This window comes from Paenibacillus sp. P2(2022) (assembly GCF_029522175.1).
GTDB classification, from domain to species: domain Bacteria; phylum Bacillota; class Bacilli; order Paenibacillales; family Paenibacillaceae; genus Paenibacillus; species Paenibacillus polymyxa.
Window position 1 is genome coordinate 740491 of sequence record NZ_JAKWFI010000002.1, and the last position, 19851, is coordinate 760341.

Below are 19851 nucleotides of genomic sequence, written 5' to 3' on the forward strand. Positions count from 1 at the left end.
GCCAAGAGACCCGTGAAAATAAAAGAAATAACCGTCCTTGCAGGCGTCATCGGTATCGTTCTTATGATGATTCTCCCGATCCCTTCATGGCTGCTGGATATTCTGCTCGTTATTAATATTTCTATTGCTTTGATGATTCTACTTGTTTCAATGAACACGAAGGAAGCTTTACAGTTCTCTATCTTTCCTTCATTGCTGCTCATTACAACGTTGTTTCGTTTGGCGCTCAACATTTCTACGACCAAACTTATTTTAGGTGAGGGTCATGCCGGCGAAGTAGTTGCTACGTTTGGTAGCTGGATTGCAGGCGGCCAAATTGCCGTCGGCTTTGTTGTCTTCCTCATTCTTGTGGTCGTACAGTTCATTGTTATTACCAAAGGATCGGAGCGGGTAGCAGAGGTGGGCGCCCGGTTTACATTGGATGCGATGCCAGGTAAACAAATGAGTATTGATGCTGATTTGAATGCAGGTCTAATTAATGAGCAGCAAGCCCGTGAACGACGCAGTAAAATCGAACGGGAAGCGGATTTTTACGGAGCTATGGATGGTGCGAGTAAATTCGTTAAAGGCGATGCGATCGCCAGTATTATCATTTTGATCATTAACCTGGTGGGCGGCTTTATTATCGGTATGGCCGTTCAGGGAAAAGGATTTCAAGAAGCGCTGTCAACGTATTCTGTTCTCACGATCGGTGATGGATTGGTCAGCCAGATTCCCGCGCTGCTCATATCCACGGCTTCAGGCTTGATTGTTACGCGGGCTACGTCGGATGGCAACTTGGCAGAAGATTTAACCGGACAGCTCTTTTCATATCCAAAATTGATCTACATAGTGGCTGCCACCATTGCATTATTGGGCCTTTTCACACCTATTCATATTATTACAACTCTTCCACTTGCGATTCTATTGTTTTTTGCAGCCCGAAGAATGCAGGGCAATATGGAACGCAAGCAAATTGCTGATGAACAGCTGGAGGAGGAGCAACAAATCGAAGAGGTGCGTAGTCCGGAAAGTGTCATTAATTTGCTTCAAGTAGATCCGATTGAATTTGAGTTTGGGTACGGGTTGATTCCGTTGGCGGATACACAGCAAGGCGGTGATCTACTGGATCGGATCATTATGATTCGCCGTCAATGCGCCTTGGAGCTGGGGTTGGTTGTGCCGGTTATTCGTATTCGGGATAACATTCAGCTCAAGCCTAACGAATATGTAATTAAAATTAAAGGCAATACAGTAGGCGGTGGAGAACTGTTGTTGAATCATTATCTGGCTATGAGTCCGGGATACGACGACGACTCCATTACAGGGATTGAAACGACAGAACCGGCCTTCGGATTGCCTGCGCTCTGGATTGACGAGAACACGAAGGATGTTGCTGAACTGTCAGGTTATACAGTGGTTGATCCACCTTCAGTTGTAGCTACTCATCTAACAGAGACGATCAAGAAGCATGCCCATGAGTTGCTTGGCAGACAGGAAACACGTTCGCTGGTTGACAATCTCAAGGAGAATTATCCAGTGCTGGTGGACGACCTTATTCCTTCTGTGCTTGCGATTGGGGACGTACAAAAAGTGCTGGCCAAGCTGTTGAAAGAAAAAATCTCTATTCGCGATATGGTGACTATATTCGAGACGCTGGCTGACTATGGTACTTATACAAAAGATCCAGACGTGCTGACTGAATATGTTCGTCAAGCGTTATCACGTCAGATTACGCAGCAGTTTGCACAGCAGGGAGAAACGTTGCGTGTTATTACCGTGGGACCAGGATTGGAGAAGAAAATTGCTGAGAGCGTGCAGCAGTCGGAGCAAGGTAGCTATTTGGCGCTTGATCCGGTGTCAACGCAAACGGTGTATCAAAGGATGATGGAGCAAATCAACCGTCTTATTCAATCGGGACAGCAGCCTATTGTGTTAACGTCACCGACAATACGTATGTATTTGCGGCAAGTGATGGAGCGGACGATGCAGGATGTCCCGGTGCTGTCGTACAGTGAGCTGGAGCCGAACGTTGAAATTCAAAGTGTCGGGGTGGTGAACTTATGAGAGTGAAACGATATGTAGTGGATACCATGCCAGAAGCCATGCTGCAAATCAGGGGTGACTTAGGAACAGATGCCGTCATTTTAAGTACCAAGGAAGTGAAGGTCGGCGGTTTTATGGGGATGTTCAGTAAAAAGAAAATTGAAGTGGTTGCTGCAGTTGAGGAGCAGCAACCTCAAAAGTCTCGGCGGACTGAACGCTCGTCACACCAGCTTGCCCGGGCTGCTTCGCCTCTAATGAACACCCCTGAGAAGCTGGAAAAACCATCAGTACCTGTAGTCCCCAGACAAGCAGCTCCAGAAGCTTATCGACGGGTTTCACAACAGATAACCGGTAGTTCCAAAGAAGAACAAGCTGAATTAACGGTTAATACAGAACAAGTTGCATCAGCAACGGAGCATTTGTCGCCAAGGTCTGCTAATAACCTGGAGACTCTATCTCAGGCATTTGATCAAGAAGTATTGCTTTCGAACCTGAAATCATCCAGTGAGCTGCATAAACAGCCAATCGAAGCAAGTGTTCCAGACAAGAGTGGAGCTGAGGAAAATCAGGCATTGCTTAATGAATTGCGGGAAATGAAAGCGATGATGACTCGGTTCTCCAGAAACTCTTCAATGGAAAGTACTTGGCCTGAGGCGCTACAAGAGATTTGTGAGCATGTGTTGGAACAGGAAGTGGCACGTGATTTACTGGAATATTGGATCGAACAGGTACATGTGCGTCGAAGTGAGCACCCTTTTGCGCCTGAAACTTTTGATTGGGAACAAGCCTTTCGTGAGGAAGTGACCAGTTTTATACAGACAAGACTGGATAAAGGGATCTCCCAAGATACCAAAATTGTGTATGTTGCAGGACCTACCGGAGTAGGAAAAACGACAACCATTGCAAAGTTGGCAGCGGAACAGTTGTTCAAACATCATCGCAAAGTTGGATTTATTACTTCTGACACGTACCGGATTTCAGCCGTCGAGCAACTGCGTACATATGCTACGATTTTGAATGTACCGCTTGAAGTTGTGCAATCTCCCGGTGACGTCCAAAGGGCTATTCAACGTCTGGAGCATTGTGACTTGATCCTCATGGATACTGCAGGGCGAAATTATCGTAATGAACTGCTTGTATCAGAACTGCAAAGTCTGCTTTCACCTATTAATGAAAGTGAGACGTATCTGGTACTCAGCCTGACATCCAAAAGCAGGGATATGCTCAATATAACTGGACATTTCAGTAAGTTTGGTCTTGGGAAGGTTGTATTTACCAAGATGGATGAGACGGGCAGTTGTGGCGGCATGTTTAATCTTTTACACCAGTTTCCGATGCAGTTGGCCTATATTACGAATGGACAAAATGTTCCTGACGACCTGCTTCATCCCGATGCAGAAATGGTGACAAATATGCTACTTGGAGCCAAAGTATCGTCAGGAGTTAACGGAGATTCCATATGAGTGATCAAGCCCAATCACTTAGACAAATGGCTTCATCCTTGGATAAGTATCGATTACCCCCACGTAATCGTCACGCAAAAATTATAACGATCACCAGTGGTAAAGGCGGGGTGGGCAAATCCAATTTTACGCTGAACTTTGCACTGGCCCTGCAATCTCTTGGTCGAAAGGTACTTGTGTTTGATGCTGACATCGGTATGGCTAATATTGATGTGTTGATGGGGGCCCATTCACAATACAATCTTCTTCACTTGTTAAAACGTGAAAGATCAATTGATGAGATTATTCAAACGGGTATAGGTGGTTTGCCTTATATTGCTGGAGGCTCAGGCTTAAGCGAACTGTTTGCGTTATCAGATGAGAATCTGAATTATTTTGCCGAAGAAGTAGAAAAAATGGCAGCAGACATGGATTATATTCTTTTTGATACAGGTGCAGGTTTATCCAAAGAAAATCTTAAATTCATCACTTCAGCTGACGAATGTATGGTAGTAACCACCCCAGAACCGACGTCTTTAACAGATGCGTATGCACTAATTAAAGTCGTCAACGGGTTGCAGAAAGATACGGTATTCAAAATTATAGTCAATCGTGCCGATAACGATAATGAGGCCCGTCAAGTTGCCGATAAGATCGCACTTGTTGCGAAACGCTTTTTGGAGATCGAAATCCCGCTGCTTGGACATATCAGTGATGATACTCATGTCATGCAGGCAGTCAAAAGACAAGTACCTTTTATGGTTGCTTTTCCGGGATGCGCGGCTTCAAAAGATGTACTGAATCTGGCACACCGTTTTGCAGCAATGCCACAGGTTCCACAACCAGGTGCATTGAGTGGAATCAAAGGATTTATGCAAAAATGGTTGCGGCGTTCTATGCATTGATTTTTGATGAGAGGAAACAGGGGTGTTTAACATGTGTGCTTACCGGGTGCTGGTTGTAGATGATTCGGCCTTTATGCGCAAAATTATTACAGATCTTATTGTAAGGGATGAGTCGTTCAACATCGTAGGTACAGCCGCCAATGGCAGAGAGGCTGTAGAGAAAGTGAAAGAATTGCAGCCTGATTTGGTCACCATGGATGTCGAAATGCCTGAAATGAATGGTCTTGAAGCGTTGCCACTGATTATGGCAGCCCATCCGCTACCTGTCATTATGTTGTCAGGCATTAATGAACAAGGCATGAAGGAGACCATCATGGCTCTGGAGGCAGGAGCTTTCGATTTTATAAGAAAGCCTTCCATTGCTCATGCGCAAGATATTGAGCAGGTGAGCAAGGCGTTGCTCGAACAGATGCATACTGCTATGCAAGCAGTACGCAGCCGCTTGGAGCGCAAGGAAGCGAATGAGCGCAAAGCTGCAATGGAACAAGCGAAAAAAACGCCAATGGAAAAGCCACCTGGACAGGCTGCGGCTGAGAAACGAGCTGGAAGTCAAGCTTCGGCAGACAAGCCTCCTGTTGTTCCGCTTGCTCCTCCACCTGCTGCATCGGCTCAACCCAAGAAAGATGCTGGGAAGTCCGTCCCAACAGCTGCCAAGCAGGAAACTAAAAAGCAGCTGTCTGGAACATCTGCTACAGGTGGCCGCATAGACAAGTCAGCTGTTCAGCCAAGGAAACCAGTGCAAGCACCTCATGTGCAGAAAAAAGAAGACTTGTCCATGAGTACGGGAATAACGTCGGGACAGCTGAAGAGCTCTGATCCGGCTGCTGGCAAATCAATACAGGGTAAGGATAAAGCAGGGCTTGTCAAGCCGGAGTCACGGAAGACGGTAACTTCATCAGCTTCTTCCGCTCCTGCGGCTGCAACGCCTCCAGTAACAGCACCTACAGCTCCAGCTGCACCACAGGGATTGTCACTTAAAAAAGGTGTGCATACGTCCAGCTTTCGAAAACTGGTGGCGGTCGGATGTTCTACTGGCGGACCACGGGCTCTTAAGACCCTGTTGGAGCGCATTCCTGGGGATTTTCCAGCTCCAATCGTTATCGTTCAGCATATGCCACCAAACTTTACTCGTTCGCTAGCACAACGTTTGAACACGTTGAGTCCACTACGCGTTGTGGAGGCTGAGCAGGGGATGACGCTGGAGACGGGAACAGCCTACATCGCACCAGGGGGATATCAGCTAAGAATTGTGCCTGGAGCCGGTGGTAAATACACGGTGTCACTGAAGATGGAGGAGGCTCGCAATGGTCACCGTCCTTCTGTAGATACGATGTTCGAATCGCTGCTCTCTTTAACCGCGCTGGAAAGACATCTAGTATTGCTTACTGGAATGGGTAGCGACGGGGCTAAAATGATGAAAAAGCTTTATGACGCTGGGGTTCAATCCACATTTGCTGAAAATGAGGAGACTTGTGTAGTGTACGGAATGCCCCGCTCAGCAGTTGAATTAAAATGTGTGCGCCACCTTCTGCCAATGCAGGAGATCGCCCCCAAGCTTGTACAAGTTGTGAAATAATCGGAGTGTAACTCATGGAGGAGGTGTCTCACAATGGACATGAACCAATATTTAAACATGTTTATTGATGAGTCGAATGATCATCTGCAATCTCTTAACGAAAATATGCTTCAACTGGAAAGCAATCCAACCGATCTAGGCATCGTTCAGGTGATTTTCCGTTCTGCCCATACCCTCAAAGGAATGGCTGCTACGATGGGGTTTGAAGACCTGGCATCGCTCACTCACCAAATGGAAAACGTTCTTGATCTGGTACGTAACAACAAGCTGGCGATGCATGAATTTATATTCGATACCTTATTTAAAGGTTTGGATGCCCTGGAATCCATGGTGCAGCACATTACAGAGGGAGGCGATGGAAAAGCGGATGTCTCCTCTATTGTATCTTCATTGCAATCTATCGTGAGCGGGGATTTCCTAAAGTCCGGCTCAAATGCTGCCACTGAAGAGTCTCCTTCTACAAAAGCAGGCACTAACGATAGTGCTGGATTGGTTTTGGACCAATTCCAGTATTCTGTACTGGAGCAATCGATTTCTGAAGGGCATCGTGTTCACTATATACAGGTAACAATCAGTTCAGAGAGCCAGCTGAAGGCGGCACGTGCCTTTATGGTATTCAACACACTGGAAAACTCTGGTGAAATCGTCAAGGCCTATCCGTCCGTACAGGATATCGAGCAGGAAAAATTCGAACAAAGCTTCTCGTTATATTACATAACGCAGAAAGAAGTTGGGGAGCTGGAAAAGGAAATCACGGGTATCTCTGAAATTGACACGGTCTCAGTGGTACAACTGGATCAGGAATCGCTTAAACAAATGAGCGAAGTTACTGCTGGACTCGCTGAGACAGCGGCGGTACAGGAAGCAGCTGTTGCCGTGCAGCCACCCGCTCCATCTCAGCCGCAGTCTCCAGCTGCGGCCTCTGTTGCCAAGCCAGCTGCAGGTAAAGCGCCAGCAGCCAAGGCGGCTGCTCCTACGCACAACCGTACGATTCGCGTAGATATTGAACGTCTGGATGTACTTATGAATTTATTCAGCGAGTTGCTCATTGACCGTGTGCGCTTAGAACAGTTAGCCAGTGAGGCTTCCAATCCAGCACTGACGGAAACGGTTGAGCATATGAGTCGTGTGAGCAGTGATTTGCAAAATGTTGTTCTCAAATTGCGGATGGTACCTGTAGATACTGTTTTCAACCGTTTCCCGCGTATGGTTCGCGATCTGGCCAAGTCGCTGGATAAAAAACTGGAATTGGTTATTACTGGAGCAGAGACTGAAATGGATCGGACGGTTATCGACGAGATTGGTGATCCTCTGGTGCATTTGCTACGTAACTCCGTGGATCATGGCATCGAGTCGGTAGCCGACCGGATTGCAGCTGGTAAACCAGAAACTGGAACCGTTCAACTGCGTGCTTTTCATAGCGGTAATAACGTATTTATCGAGATTGAGGATGATGGGAACGGGATTAACCGTGAAAAGGTACTAAACAGTGCTATTTCCAAAGGGATTTTGACAGCAGAACAAGCAGCTTCCATGACCGACGAGGAAGCTTATCAAGTATTGTTTGCTCCGGGCTTTAGTACAGCTGCAGTCATTTCAGACGTATCAGGACGCGGTGTCGGTCTGGATGTTGTTAAATCTAAAATTACCGCTTTGGGTGGTAATGTTACGGTTCACTCCACATTGGGCCAGGGCACTAATTTCTCTGTACAATTACCGTTGACTCTATCCATTATTGCAGCCATGATGATACAGATCGGTTCTGAAAAATATGCGATTCCTTTGTCTTCCATTGTGGAAACTGCGATCGTCAAGCGTAAGCAAATCCGTTCTGTGCATGGTAATAAGATGATTGCTTTCCGCGATTCTCATATCCCGCTTATCTCCTTGAGTCAGCTGTTTGAGGTACCGGACTTCAACGAAGATGAAGAAGAAGAGACAGAGGTCGTGGTCATCCGTAAGGGAGACCGTCTGGCAGCTCTTTCCGTACAGGACTTTTTGGGACAAAGTGAAATCGTCCTTAAAAATCTGGGCAAGTATCTTCCAAACATCCAAGGAATTTCAGGTGCCACGATTCTGGGTGACGGTCAGGTTGCTTTGATCATTGACCCGAATGTTTTCATTAAATAATGTCTTCATTAAAAATGAAAGAAATATGAGATTGCGGACATCAATAAGGAGGGTTTTTAAACATGGGAGAAGAAATTAAAGTTATCGTATTTAAGCTTGGTGAAGAGGAATACGGTGTTGAAGTAGAAAAAGTCCAATCTATTGAACGCATGGTGCCGATTACACGGGTTCCGAGAACTTACGATTTTGTTAAAGGTGTATTCAACATGAGAGGCGTGGTTATTCCGGTTATTGATCTTCGTGGCCGTTTTGGATTACCAGAAGCTGAATATACCGATCAAACACGTATTATTATCGTTGCTGTGGGCGAGATGCAAGTCGGCTTTATCGTGGATTCAGCGAATGATGTTATTGACCTGAATACTGACAACATTGAGACACCACCGGAAGTGGTTGGCGGTGTTAAGGCTAAATATCTTCGCGGAGTTGCTAAAATTGGTGAAGAACGTCTGTTGATTATGCTGAACTTGTCCGAAGTTTTGAACCGTAGCGAAATGAACCAACTGGAAGGTTTAGAGGATTAATATATGGAGAATCTGGGAAATCTCGAAGACTTCAAGTTGGATGTATTGAAAGAAGTCGGCAACATTGGCTCGGGGAACGCTGCTACAGCGCTCTCCCGGCTTCTCAATAAACCAGTCGATATGGGTGTGCCCAAAGTGCAAATGCTGCCCTTTGAGGAAATTGCGGACAAAGTCGGCGGAAATGAACAACTTGTTGTTGCAATATTTTTTAGAGTCGAAGGGGAAGCCCCTGGTAATCTATTCTTCATATTGCAACCTCAGGCGGCGAAAAGCTTACTTTCCCGTTTGGCGAATATTCCTTCGGATGACGAGGATAGCTTTAACGAAATGGAGCATTCAGCTCTGTCGGAGATCGGTAACATTTTAGCAGGCTCCTACCTTTCTTCGTTGGCGGATTTCACACGTTTATCCATGTATCCAACAGTCCCTGCGCTGGCACTGGATATGGCAGGAGCTATTCTCAGCTACGGACTGCTGCAGTTTGGGCAGATGGGGGATGCTGCTTTATTGATTGACACATCGTTTCTGGAAGGGCAGAATCAGATTGAGGGTCAATTTTTCCTGATTCCTGATCCAGAATCGTTCGGGAAAATCTTTAGGTCGTTAGGAGTCCCGATGAACGATGATTGAGGATAAAAGCATCATTAAAGTCGGCATGGCAGATTTAAATGTTACCAGCAACCCGAACTCGATTCGCACGACAGGGCTTGGCTCCTGCGTCGGATTGACCCTCTATGATCCTCATTTGAAACTGGCAGGCATGGCACATGTGATGTTACCGTCCTCGGATATTGCGCGTGAAGGGCAGTTGAATATTGCCAAATATGCGGATACAGCACTGCCAGAGTTATTTGAACGAATGTTGAAACTGGGTGCTGAACGGCGCAGACTGATTGCCAAAATGGCAGGAGGAGCGCAGATGTTTGCCTTTGCAGGTAGTGGAGACACCATGCGGATTGGCCCGCGCAATGTAGAATCGTGCAAGGAAATGCTTGTAGATCTGGGCATTCCTTTAATTGCGGAAGATACGGGTGGCAATTATGGACGAACGATTGAGTTGGACTCTGAAACTGGCGTTTTGAATATTCGAAGCGTACAAAAAGGTGTAAAGGAATTATAAACATGTTATTTGGTAGCTTACGCATTAATCTTTGGTCTGGAGTAGTCGGATTTATTCTGACTTTTGTGTTGTCCGTTGGCAGCAATCTGCTGACCACGAGCTTAATTCGTGGCTTAATCGCCTTCGTTTTTTGGTTCCTACTTGCATTTGTGCTGCGCTGGACACTGGGTGTGGTAGCGCGGCCAGATCTGGGTAATGCCCAAGACCGGGCAAGCTCTCAGGTAGATGGCGTAGGGGGAAATCTGGACCTGACGACACCAGACGAAAATGAAAACCTGAATGAATTGCTGAAACCGAAACCAGAGCAGACGGACGAGGGGAATAATGGTTTTGCACCTTTAAACCCACCCAAGCTGGTTTCCAACAAGGACCCTGAAGAATTGGCCAAGGCCGTTCGTCACCTGACAGACAAATAAGGAGGGTGAAGCCGATGAACGAGCGAAAAGCCGCTCATTTGAACCATTCCGAGCTGTGGGAGCAATGGAAAGAACACGGTGACAAGGAAGCAAAAAAGCAGTTAATTGAAAAGTATCTCCATATTGTGGAATATGTGTCGGGTCGTCTTGCAGTAGGCTTACCTAAAAATGTATCCAAGGATGATCTGGCGAGCAACGGTGTTATGGGTTTGATTGATGCTTTAGAGAAATTTGATTATGAGCGTGGTTTGCAGTTTGAGACTTATGCTTCTTGGCGTGTTCGCGGAGCAATTTTGGATGGTCTTCGTCAAGGAGATTGGGTTCCTCGTTCAGTTAGGGAAAAAGCGAAAAAAATCGAAGACGCCTACCAGCATTTAGAACAAAGGTATTTACGCACAGTAAGCGACGAAGAGATGAGTCATTATTTGGATGTCTCCGAGAAAGAGTTTCAAAGTATGATCCAAGAGGTCGCTGTAATGTCGATTGTCTCACTGGAGGACCCGATCCGCGAAGAAGAGTCGGAAACACGGCTTTCCTTGTTGGTAGATGAAAAGGCGAAAAATCCAGATCATAAGGTCAATGAATTCACACTGCGTGATGCCTTGGCACAAGGCATTGATAAATTAACTGAAAAAGAGCGTATCGTTGTTTCTTTATTGTATTACGAGGATTTGTCACTCAGCGAAATTGCTGAGGTCATGTCACTTTCTCCTTCGCGAATTTCTCAGTTGCATTCCAAAGCAATATTACGTCTGAGAGCGACACTGGACAAACAACGGGATTTGCTAATGCGTAAAGATTAACGTACGGGAGGTTACAGTAACAGTTAGACGGAAGGAGCACCCATGTGGAGAAGCAGTATGCTTTGGATCAGTTTTTAAAAGTGGTTGTCTCACCTGACAAACAATCCGCCTACTTGGAGTTTGCCAAACGTGAAGAAGGCTTTGCCTGTTCTGTGGAAGAATTAGAACGTTTTCTAAGCAACCAAAAAATATCTTACGGTGTAATTACCGATGCAATCCGCACATTTGCGGCAAATCCGGAAGATCATTTCTTCGGAAAATTACTGATTGCTCAGGGAAAGCAGCCGATCCACGGTACAGACGGAAAAATTAATCTGGCCGATATTGTGACCGGTGAAGATGCACATAAGCCACTTGAAACTGTGGATGGACGGGTAGATTATAAAGAATTAACTCGTCTAAGAAATGTAAAACGTGGACAACTGATTGCCGAACGAGTGGATCCTCTGCCAGGTGTACCAGGGATTGCTGTAACCGGAGAGGAAATCCCTTTTCTTCCAGGTAAAGAGGCACGCTTTAAAGTTGGAAAAAATGTAGTGATCCATCCGGAAGGCGTTGCGATGTATGCGGCTATTGATGGTTTAGTGACTACAACTGAAAAGGGCAAGCTTAATGTGTTCCCTGTGTATGAAGTGAATGGGGATGTCGATTATAGCGTCGGTAACATTGATTTTGTTGGAACCGTCGTCATTCGCGGGAATGTCTTGACCGGTTTTCGCGTTCGGGCGGCTGGTGACATTCGTGTCATTGGCGGTGTGGAAGGCGCTGAAATTGAGGCAGATGGTTCAGTGGAAATCAGCGGCGGTATTATCGGATACCATAAAGGATTTGTGAAAGCTGCACAAAATGTGAAATGCTCGTTTATACAAGATGGTAACGTGATCGCGGGAGCCGATGTGCTTGTATCCCAGAGCATCATGCATTCCCAGATCAAAGCGAGTAATAATGTAATCTGCGAAGGCACAAAAGGGCTTATCGTAGGTGGCAGTGTACAAGCTGGTAAAAAGGTAGTGGCTCGTACCGTCGGTAATACGATGTCCACAGCTACTAATATTGAAGTGGGTGTGCTTCCTGAACTGCGTGATGAACTGACAGAACTTCGCGCACGGTTGAAGCAGCAGACAGACAGCCAGGATAAAACGAACAAAGCTCTCACAATATTGGATCAGCTAGCGGCTGCTGGACAGCTTGCACCTGACAGAATGGCTATGCGAATCAAGCTGACATCTACTAAAAAATCTAATGAACAGGAACTTTTGGAAACTAAGTCCAGAATGCTTGAAATAGAACGAACATTAGAAGATACGAGCCGCGCCCGGGTAGAAGTGAAAAATGTGATTTACGGTGGCTCTAAGATAGTTATCGGCAGATATACAAAATTTATTAAAGATTCTGTGGAAAGAATGGCGTTTTATTATCATGAGGGAGATATCAGCATGTCCTCCTACATGTAATTCATTACACTGATAATAATTCAATTTATTATATTTCTCGGTAGTCTGATACGGATGCCCAATCGGAAAGGGTGTGGTCCCATGAGCTTGAAGGCTGTTGAATTGCAAATTGCTGTACCTCGCACCAGTGAAGCAGGCAAATACCATAGTGAGTCCCAGCAGCGGCCAATGAATGACCAGGCATTACTTGGACAAAAGACTGCGCTGGAGACGGAGAACATGCGTCAGCGAAGCAGTGCCATAGATCAGTCTGCGGAAACATTCGTCGGTGAGAGGCAAACAGGTGAGCAGAGCAGAGATTCTTCCCAGCAGAGCCGCTCTCGCTCAGATGAGACTGAGCTACCTAAGGAGCATCCGGCAGAGCATCCGTATAAGGGACATCATATTGATTTTTCGCTCTGATCCAATGGGTGGAGAAGCGTTATAAAAGGAGACGATGGGCAGTGGATCAACCATGGATTTATATTGTTCTGCTGGGAGCCGCAGCTGTTGTCTACGCCTGGCTTCTGCCAAAGCGCCAGCCAAGCCGGGGAACTGAAGAGGCCGTCGTTCAAAAGGTTGAGGCTACATTGGAGCAATATCTGGCCGATATTGAAAACGATAATGACGAGCTGATTGAACTCGTATCTGGTATGAAGCAGGAGCATGCGGTTAAGCAGGCAGCATTACAGGAGCAAGTAGCTGAGCTTCGAAATCGTATTGTGGAGCTTGAGCGTCAGGCAATGCTTGCTACTGTCTCTATGCCAATCTCAGATTCAGAAGCTTCTTTTGTAACTTTAGAGGAGCAAACGGCATTGCAAGAGCCTAAAACTGAGCAGGAACAAGAGTCCATCCGAGATCGTTATCAAGAGTTGTTCGCGATGCATGAGCAAGGCAAGTCGGTGGATTATATAGCTAAGCAATCAGGCATCCAGCGGGGCGAAGTACAGCTCATATTACAACTCGCGGAACGGGAGGATGTGACATGATCAAAAACCGCTCATTTATGTTAGGCATGGGTACTGGCCTTATCATGGGGGCATTGCTGTTGCAGCTGGCAATAATTGGTCAGGGGCAGTCGCAGCAATCTTCGGCAGACCCGAAAAACATGACACGAGAACAACTAGAAAAGGCAGCAGCCGAGTTAAATCTTCAGATCAGTGACAGTTCTGATCCGAAAATGACAGAAGAGGAATGGCGTAATAAGCTGATCAAGGAAGGCAACAAGACTCCAGTTGCACCTCAAAAGGCTAAACCAGCTCAAACGCCTTCAACACCTAAGGTACCTGCAAACAGCACATCTTCGGCTGCTTCTAAGCCTTCGACCAGCACGTCAGTACCACAAAGTCCGAACAAGCCGGAAACTCAAAGAGCTGGCACTACAGCCACTCCCAATATTCCCAAGCAGCCTGCCACTCCACAAGTGCAATATAGCATTGCATCAGGGAGCAATTTAAGAAGTGTGGCATCTGGATTGGAACGGGCAGGAGTCGTATCGGATGCTAGTGCATTTGAGGCAGCAGCTAAGGCTCAAAAAATCAATACCAAAATTCGTACAGGCACCTATCAGTTTGCTAAAGGTGAGGATTTCAGTTCTATTATTACTAAAATAACGAAAAAGCCGTCCAACTGACCTAATCGGAAAGAGGACGGCTTTTTATTTTTTTCGATGCGAACGAAAGTGATTTTTTATTGTTTAGTTCAAAGTGGGTATGAAGCGCCTACAATAGCTTACAGCATAGACTATTGCAATTCAGAGCTAGTTGGACATAAAAAGACCTCTGAAGGATTCAAAGGTCATCTCCTGGCGGATTACACCACGGTGTATTGTTAAAACTATCCTCAATTTGGATCAATATTCAGATCTATCGGAGAGGGATATAAAATAAATTGAACACAAATTAACGCTATGAAATAATCGATAGCGGCATTGATGAATAAAAAACAATAAAACAATTCTATTCCTAATTTTCTCTATTCATCATGTCCCGTATATCGGTGGATTCTCCGCTCTGGGTTATTATCCTATGCATCTGCACCATGGGTCTCGGAATGGGTTTCTCCATGATGCCGCTCAACACGCATGTTCTGAACTCTGCGCCTCGCCGCCTGGTGAGCCGAGTCACACCATTGACAACAGCGGCTCAGCAAGTTGTCCTCTCGTTCGCGGTCGCAGGCCTGACGGGTTATCTGACGTCGCAAATCGCTTCCCACACCGCAAATGCGGGAGCGGACGCGAATCCGTTGAATGCTGTCGTCGCGGGTTACGGCGATACGTTCTTCCTGTCCGCGTGCCTAACGACTGCGGGTGTAGCTCTGTCGCTCCTTCTGCGTAAACCGCAGCAGCAGGAAGAAGAAGGTACCGTCGGCGGGGACAGCTAGGACCCAGCGATGATGGGGCACTAATCGGGAATTGGTACCGATTTCGATCGTGTGTAAAAAGCCTTGGCCGTTAGTCGGTCATGGCTTTTTAATGTACGCCCAGCATGGCGCCATCTATATAAGAAAGACTTGAACAGATGCGGCTAACAGGGCACATATTGGAACTATCTGTCCGTTCAATGCAATGCGAGAGTCTAACACTTTATTTTCACAAACATTTTTCTAAGAAGCCAGGCAGATGGAAGTGTACGGGTTGCTTTTTACACCGTTTCAATTATTGTCGAAAAGCTGGTTGCAACGCTGCAAGTGTTATGGTATATTAATTGACGGTGTTAAAAACGCACGTCGGTTAATTTTATAAAGGGTGCTTCCAATAGGAAGTCTTTATAAAAAATGATGTCGGCGGAGGACACACAAAAAAACCAAACTTAGGAGGTGCGTGAAGATGGCAGTAATCTCCATGAAACAGCTTTTGGAAGCTGGGGTTCACTTTGGTCACCAAACACGTCGCTGGAACCCGAAAATGGATCGTTATATCTTCACTGAAAGAAACGGTATTTACATCATTGACTTGCAAAAGACAGTGAAAAAGGTTGAGGAAGCTTACAACTTCGTAAAAAGCATTGCAGCTGAGAATGGTACAATTCTGTTCGTAGGCACGAAGAAACAAGCGCAAGATTCTGTTAAAGAAGAAGCAGCACGTGCTGGTCAATTCTACATCAACCAACGTTGGTTGGGTGGTACACTGACTAACTTCCAAACCATTCAAAAACGTATTGATCGTTTGAAACAATTGGAAGCTTGGGAAGAAGATGGTACATTTGCTGTTCTTCCTAAAAAAGAAGTTATCATTCTTCGCAAAGAAAAAGATCGTCTTGAAAAATTCTTGGGCGGTATCAAGAACATGAAGGGCCTTCCAAGTGCTCTGTTCATCATTGATCCGCGCAAAGAACGTATCGCGGTTGCTGAAGCTCGCAAATTGGGTATCCCAATCGTGGGTATCGTTGATACAAACTGCGATCCAGACGAAATCGACTATGTTATCCCAGGTAATGACGACGCGATCCGCGCTGTTAAATTGCTGACAGGTAAAATGGCTGATGCAGTTATGGAAGCTAACCAAGGCGAAGAAACTACAGCATAATATTTCCAATCGGAAATACCTATACGAATTAAATGAAAAGGGTGGTTGGTAGGTGGAAAACCTCTCACTACCCTTTTTTTAAGGAATAAAGCTCGCATATACCACTGAAAATCAAATTTGGAGGGAAATAATATGGCAGTTAATGCTAGCGCAGTAAAAGAGCTTCGTGAAAAAACAGGCGCAGGAATGCTGGATTGTAAAAAAGCGCTTGAAGAAGCAAATGGTGATTTGACAAAAGCGGTTGAAGTTCTACGTGAAAAAGGACTTGCAGCTGCAGCCAACAAAGCAGGCCGTATTGCTACTGAAGGCGTTGTTGAATCCTACATCCATGCTGGCGGCCGTATCGGCGTACTGGTAGAAGTAAACTGCGAAACAGACTTCGTGGCGAAAACTGACCAGTTCAAAGATTTTGTTCGTGACATTGCAATGCATATCGCTGCATCGAACCCTCGTTATGTTCGTCGCGAAGAAGTGCCTCAGGAAGAGATTGAAAAAGAAAAAGAAATCCTGAAAGCACAAGCTTTGAACGAAGGTAAACCAGAAAAAATCGTTGAAAAAATGGTTGAAGGCCGCATCGGTAAATTCTATGAAGAATTCTGCTTGCTGGAGCAATCTTTCATTAAAGATCCAGACAAAACGATTTCCACACTGATCAACGAGAAAATCAGTACGATTGGTGAAAACATCTCCGTACGTCGCTTTGTTCGTTTCGAACTGGGTGAAGGTCTGGAGAAAAAAGAAGACAACTTCTACGAAGAAGTTATGTCTCAAGTGAAACAATAATTACCAACGATCGGTAATTGCATATGAATAAACAGAAATGGAACACATCGGTGTTCCTTTTCTTGCAACAGGACACCTATCCTGTTACATAAAGAATATATGAAATTGGAGGGTGATCATTTGGAAAAACCTGTGTTTAAACGTGTTGTTCTGAAAGTTAGTGGGGAGTCGCTGTCAGGTCCTAACGGTTACGGTATTGATGCGGATACTATTGCGTCGATTGCTGAGCAAGTCAAGGACGTGGTGGAACTAGGAGTAGAAGTTGCTATTGTGTGCGGAGGCGGTAATATCTGGCGTGGTATTGCTGGAAGTGCCAATGGGATTGACCGGGCAACGGCAGATTACATGGGTATGCTCGCAACGGTGATGAACTCACTGGCTTTACAGGATGCTTTGGAACAAATTGAAGTGCCTACGCGTGTACAAACATCCATCGCGATGCAACAGATTGCAGAACCTTACATCCGCCGTAGAGCTATCCGTCACTTGGAAAAAGGTCGGGTCGTAATTTTTGCTGCAGGTACGGGTAATCCGTTCTTCTCGACTGATACTACAGCTGCTCTACGTGCCGCTGAGATTGAAGCAGAAGTGATTCTGATGGCTAAAAATAAAGTAGATGGTGTGTACTCCGCCGATCCGTTTAAAGATAGCACAGCTGAAAAATATGAGCAGCTTACGTATTTAGATGTGCTTAACAAAAATCTCGGTGTCATGGATTCTACAGCTTCCTCGCTGTGCATGGATAACAATATTCCGTTGATTGTCTTTGCTATTACAGAGCAAGGTAACATTAAACGTGTCGTACTGGGTGAAAAAATTGGTACGATCGTCAAAGGGAGTGTAAATTAATGCCACAATCTGTGAAAAAGAGCGCTGAAGAGCGCATGCAAAAAGCAATCCAGGCATTGCAACGTGATCTTGCATCTTTGCGTGCAGGACGGGCAACACCAGCATTACTGGACCGTGTGCAGGTTGAATATTACGGCGCAATGACTCCAGTCAATCAGCTGGCGAATATCAATACACCTGACAGTCGGACCTTGATGATTCAGCCTTGGGACAAATCTTCTTTGGCTGATATCGAGCGTGCTATCCAAAAATCCGATTTAGGTTTGACGCCTTCGAATGATGGTAACACCATTCGTCTGAGTATTCCTGCTTTAACGGAGGAGCGCAGAACTGATTTGGTGAAGCTGACGAAAAAGAGTGGTGAAGAAGCAAAAATCGCTATTCGTAACATTCGTCGTGATGCAAATGATGATATCAAAAAAATGGAGAAAAGTGATATTTCCGAGGACGAATCTCGTAAGCATCAGGAAGATATCCAGAAGACGACTGACAAGTTTATCGCTGAAGTAGATAAAGTTTTAGCTGCAAAAGAAAAAGAAATTATGGAAGTTTAAAAAGATTGGCAGCCCCTCCCTTACGGTGGGGTTTGTCTCTTTTCAAGCCTGAGGCACATTTTCAGAGAATGCTGGAGGAACTGGAATGATCAAACGGGTTCGGTCTTGGTGGAACGGGGAACAAAAACAGCAAACACCGGCCATTTCAAAAGACAATATTCCGCAGCATGTTGCTGTCATCATGGATGGGAACGGCAGATGGGCCAAACGGATTGGAATGCCGCGGATTGTAGGGCATCAAAATGGAATGAAGGCAGTGAAACGCACAGCAATTGCAGCGGATGAACTGGGGATTAAGTATTTAACTTTATTTGCTTTTTCAACTGAGAATTGGACACGTCCAAAGGACGAAGTTGATTTTCTAATGAAATTGCCTCAAGAATTTTTGGCAATTGAGCTGGATGAGCTAGTTGAAAAAAATGTGCAAGTGCGTATGATGGGAAACAAGGAGCATTTACCTTCTCATACCGTTGAAGCGCTGACTGAAGCGACTCGACGTACCGAAAATAATACCGGACTTGTACTTAATTTTGCATTAAATTATGGCAGTCGGTTGGAGATCACAGAATGCATGCAAGCATTGGGCCGTCAAATTGAGGATGGAAAGCTGAAACCGGAAGATATAACATCTGAGCTAATTGGCAACACGTTGCTTTCTACGGGTATGCCAGATCCTGATTTATTGATTCGAACAAGCGGGGAGCTTAGACTCAGTAATTTTATGCTTTGGCAGCTTGCTTATAGTGAACTGTGGTTTACTGATATTTATTGGCCCGAGTTTAAGAAAGAGCACTTATACGAAGCAGTGATCGAATATCAGAAAAGATCACGACGGTATGGCGGACTGAAGTAAATGGAGGATGAAAGCCGTTGAGACAGAGATTAATTACCGGTATTCTGGCAGGCATATTCTTTTTGGCAATGGTCCTGTGGGGCGGCTTGGCCTACCATTTGCTTATATTGGTGATGGCCCTAATCGGATTTTATGAGTTCGCTCGAATGACGCAGGTATCTCCTTTTGGAGGTACAGCAATACTTGGCTACGTAAGCATATTAGCATTTGTATTCCCATATCAACCTTTGGGTTTGCATTCACCGCTACCCTTTGCCAGTTTGCTCTGGTTGGTAATGATAGTGTTTATGATGATCACAGTAGGAACGAAAAATAAAATCCCGATTCAAACGGTAGCCATACTATTTCTTGGTACTGTATATATAGGATTTGGATTTTCGTATATTGCGGAATCACGTCATATGGAACATGGACTGTTATGGACTTTTTTGTTGTTGTCTTGTATTTGGGCAAGTGATGCAGGGGCATATTTTGTAGGCAAAATGGCAGGGAAGACGAAGCTATGGCCTGCGATTAGTCCAAATAAAACGGTCGAAGGGTCCATTGGCGGAGTTGTTTTAGCGCTGGTTATAGCTCTGGTATTCGCTGGTTTGTCAGGTGGACTGTTACCCTGGGGTAAAGCCTTCGGCATCGGTTTGTCATGTGCTGTTGTGGGACAACTGGGCGATTTGGTACAATCTGCATACAAACGAGTGTACGGCATCAAAGATTCTGGTAATCTGCTGCCAGGACACGGTGGTATACTAGACCGCTGCGACAGCTGGATTGTCGTTTTTCCATTTGTACATATGCTGATGCTGCTTCCATAAGCCTGGTGATTACAACTTATGCTGAGGATCAACCTTTATACTGTTAGCCTTGCGCTATTAGAAGGATAGAATCAGCTCCATAGTTGCCTGGATAACAAACAAT

Annotated in this window: 21 protein-coding genes; all 21 read left to right on the top strand. The window is 45.5% G+C overall.

The genetic code is table 11. The features are described 5' to 3' along the window. Positions 1-12: 12 nt before the first annotated feature. Positions 13-2046, top strand: coding sequence for a flagellar biosynthesis protein FlhA (gene flhA / locus MMB75_RS10765; RefSeq protein WP_016820963.1), 2034 nt, complete (start codon positions 13-15; stop codon positions 2044-2046). Further along, complete coding sequence (flhF, locus tag MMB75_RS10770; protein WP_031463320.1) at positions 2043-3488, top strand: flagellar biosynthesis GTPase FlhF; 1446 nt, start codon at positions 2043-2045, stop codon at positions 3486-3488. The genes flhA and flhF overlap by 4 nt, the downstream gene beginning before the upstream one ends. Then, a complete protein-coding gene (locus MMB75_RS10775; RefSeq protein WP_044785607.1) occupies positions 3485-4372 on the top strand; it encodes a MinD/ParA family protein in 888 nt (295 codons plus the stop codon). Before flhF ends, MMB75_RS10775 begins: the two co-directional genes overlap by 4 nt. Before the next feature lie 31 nt (positions 4373-4403). Continuing rightward, positions 4404-5948: a chemotaxis protein CheB gene (locus MMB75_RS10780; RefSeq protein ID WP_045243854.1), complete on the top strand. Its 1545-nt coding sequence runs from the start codon at positions 4404-4406 to the stop codon at positions 5946-5948. A gap of 33 nt (positions 5949-5981) precedes the next feature. Continuing rightward, positions 5982-8078, top strand: coding sequence for a chemotaxis protein CheA (locus MMB75_RS10785; protein WP_016820967.1), 2097 nt, complete (start codon positions 5982-5984; stop codon positions 8076-8078). A 62-nt stretch (positions 8079-8140) separates the two neighbouring features. Then, a complete protein-coding gene (locus MMB75_RS10790; RefSeq protein ID WP_013370696.1) occupies positions 8141-8602 on the top strand; it encodes a chemotaxis protein CheW in 462 nt (153 codons plus the stop codon). 3 nt (positions 8603-8605) lie between these two features. Continuing rightward, positions 8606-9232 (top strand): chemotaxis protein CheC, encoded by a 627-nt coding sequence (locus tag MMB75_RS10795; RefSeq protein ID WP_013309909.1) that lies wholly within the window; start codon positions 8606-8608, stop codon positions 9230-9232. Beyond that, complete coding sequence (locus tag MMB75_RS10800) at positions 9225-9722, top strand: chemotaxis protein CheD (protein ID WP_010346358.1); 498 nt, start codon at positions 9225-9227, stop codon at positions 9720-9722. Before MMB75_RS10795 ends, MMB75_RS10800 begins: the two co-directional genes overlap by 8 nt. Before the next feature lie 2 nt (positions 9723-9724). Beyond that, a complete protein-coding gene (locus MMB75_RS10805) occupies positions 9725-10138 on the top strand; it encodes a hypothetical protein (protein ID WP_013370699.1) in 414 nt (137 codons plus the stop codon). A 14-nt stretch (positions 10139-10152) separates the two neighbouring features. Next, positions 10153-10941 (top strand): FliA/WhiG family RNA polymerase sigma factor, encoded by a 789-nt coding sequence (locus tag MMB75_RS10810; protein WP_016820968.1) that lies wholly within the window; start codon positions 10153-10155, stop codon positions 10939-10941. A 44-nt stretch (positions 10942-10985) separates the two neighbouring features. Further along, on the top strand, positions 10986-12395 hold the full coding sequence (locus tag MMB75_RS10815; RefSeq protein WP_016820969.1) for a DUF342 domain-containing protein: 1410 nt from the start codon (positions 10986-10988) through the stop codon (positions 12393-12395). A gap of 81 nt (positions 12396-12476) precedes the next feature. Further along, positions 12477-12797: a hypothetical protein gene (locus MMB75_RS10820; protein ID WP_016820970.1), complete on the top strand. Its 321-nt coding sequence runs from the start codon at positions 12477-12479 to the stop codon at positions 12795-12797. A gap of 41 nt (positions 12798-12838) precedes the next feature. After that, positions 12839-13363: a DUF6115 domain-containing protein gene (locus tag MMB75_RS10825; RefSeq protein ID WP_045243853.1), complete on the top strand. Its 525-nt coding sequence runs from the start codon at positions 12839-12841 to the stop codon at positions 13361-13363. Beyond that, complete coding sequence (locus MMB75_RS10830) at positions 13360-14007, top strand: endolytic transglycosylase MltG (RefSeq protein WP_045243852.1); 648 nt, start codon at positions 13360-13362, stop codon at positions 14005-14007. Before MMB75_RS10825 ends, MMB75_RS10830 begins: the two co-directional genes overlap by 4 nt. Positions 14008-14438: 431 nt before the next feature. Next, positions 14439-14756: an MFS transporter gene (locus MMB75_RS10835; RefSeq protein ID WP_277507641.1), complete on the top strand. Its 318-nt coding sequence runs from the start codon at positions 14439-14441 to the stop codon at positions 14754-14756. 445 nt (positions 14757-15201) lie between these two features. After that, positions 15202-15900: a 30S ribosomal protein S2 gene (gene rpsB / locus MMB75_RS10840; RefSeq protein WP_013309916.1), complete on the top strand. Its 699-nt coding sequence runs from the start codon at positions 15202-15204 to the stop codon at positions 15898-15900. A gap of 132 nt (positions 15901-16032) precedes the next feature. After that, entirely contained in the window at positions 16033-16683 is a 651-nt protein-coding gene (gene tsf / locus MMB75_RS10845; RefSeq protein WP_013370709.1) for a translation elongation factor Ts, read from the top strand. A 120-nt stretch (positions 16684-16803) separates the two neighbouring features. Then, positions 16804-17532 (top strand): UMP kinase, encoded by a 729-nt coding sequence (gene pyrH / locus MMB75_RS10850; protein WP_013309918.1) that lies wholly within the window; start codon positions 16804-16806, stop codon positions 17530-17532. Continuing rightward, positions 17532-18086 (top strand): ribosome recycling factor, encoded by a 555-nt coding sequence (frr, locus tag MMB75_RS10855; protein WP_014599669.1) that lies wholly within the window; start codon positions 17532-17534, stop codon positions 18084-18086. Before pyrH ends, frr begins: the two co-directional genes overlap by 1 nt. A gap of 85 nt (positions 18087-18171) precedes the next feature. Continuing rightward, positions 18172-18939 (top strand): isoprenyl transferase, encoded by a 768-nt coding sequence (locus MMB75_RS10860; RefSeq protein ID WP_016820974.1) that lies wholly within the window; start codon positions 18172-18174, stop codon positions 18937-18939. Between the two features lie 17 nt (positions 18940-18956). Continuing rightward, complete coding sequence (locus tag MMB75_RS10865; RefSeq protein ID WP_016820975.1) at positions 18957-19748, top strand: phosphatidate cytidylyltransferase; 792 nt, start codon at positions 18957-18959, stop codon at positions 19746-19748. Positions 19749-19851: the final 103 nt, after the last annotated feature.

Excerpts from the sequence above, each read along its gene's own strand:
- flhF (WP_031463320.1), top strand. The coding sequence starts at position 2,043 with ATGAGAGTGAAACGATATGTAGTGGATACCATGCCAGAAGCCATGCTG.
- MMB75_RS10775 (WP_044785607.1), top strand. The coding sequence starts at position 3,485 with ATGAGTGATCAAGCCCAATCACTTAGACAAATGGCTTCATCCTTGGAT.
- MMB75_RS10780 (WP_045243854.1), top strand. The coding sequence starts at position 4,404 with ATGTGTGCTTACCGGGTGCTGGTTGTAGATGATTCGGCCTTTATGCGC.
- MMB75_RS10785 (WP_016820967.1), top strand. The coding sequence starts at position 5,982 with ATGGACATGAACCAATATTTAAACATGTTTATTGATGAGTCGAATGAT.
- MMB75_RS10790 (WP_013370696.1), top strand. The coding sequence starts at position 8,141 with ATGGGAGAAGAAATTAAAGTTATCGTATTTAAGCTTGGTGAAGAGGAA.
- MMB75_RS10795 (WP_013309909.1), top strand. The coding sequence starts at position 8,606 with ATGGAGAATCTGGGAAATCTCGAAGACTTCAAGTTGGATGTATTGAAA.
- MMB75_RS10800 (WP_010346358.1), top strand. The coding sequence starts at position 9,225 with ATGATTGAGGATAAAAGCATCATTAAAGTCGGCATGGCAGATTTAAAT.
- MMB75_RS10805 (WP_013370699.1), top strand. The coding sequence starts at position 9,725 with ATGTTATTTGGTAGCTTACGCATTAATCTTTGGTCTGGAGTAGTCGGA.
- MMB75_RS10810 (WP_016820968.1), top strand. The coding sequence starts at position 10,153 with ATGAACGAGCGAAAAGCCGCTCATTTGAACCATTCCGAGCTGTGGGAG.
- MMB75_RS10820 (WP_016820970.1), top strand. The coding sequence starts at position 12,477 with ATGAGCTTGAAGGCTGTTGAATTGCAAATTGCTGTACCTCGCACCAGT.
- MMB75_RS10830 (WP_045243852.1), top strand. The coding sequence starts at position 13,360 with ATGATCAAAAACCGCTCATTTATGTTAGGCATGGGTACTGGCCTTATC.
- MMB75_RS10835 (WP_277507641.1), top strand. The coding sequence starts at position 14,439 with ATGATGCCGCTCAACACGCATGTTCTGAACTCTGCGCCTCGCCGCCTG.
- rpsB (WP_013309916.1), top strand. The coding sequence starts at position 15,202 with ATGGCAGTAATCTCCATGAAACAGCTTTTGGAAGCTGGGGTTCACTTT.
- tsf (WP_013370709.1), top strand. The coding sequence starts at position 16,033 with ATGGCAGTTAATGCTAGCGCAGTAAAAGAGCTTCGTGAAAAAACAGGC.
- frr (WP_014599669.1), top strand. The coding sequence starts at position 17,532 with ATGCCACAATCTGTGAAAAAGAGCGCTGAAGAGCGCATGCAAAAAGCA.
- MMB75_RS10860 (WP_016820974.1), top strand. The coding sequence starts at position 18,172 with ATGATCAAACGGGTTCGGTCTTGGTGGAACGGGGAACAAAAACAGCAA.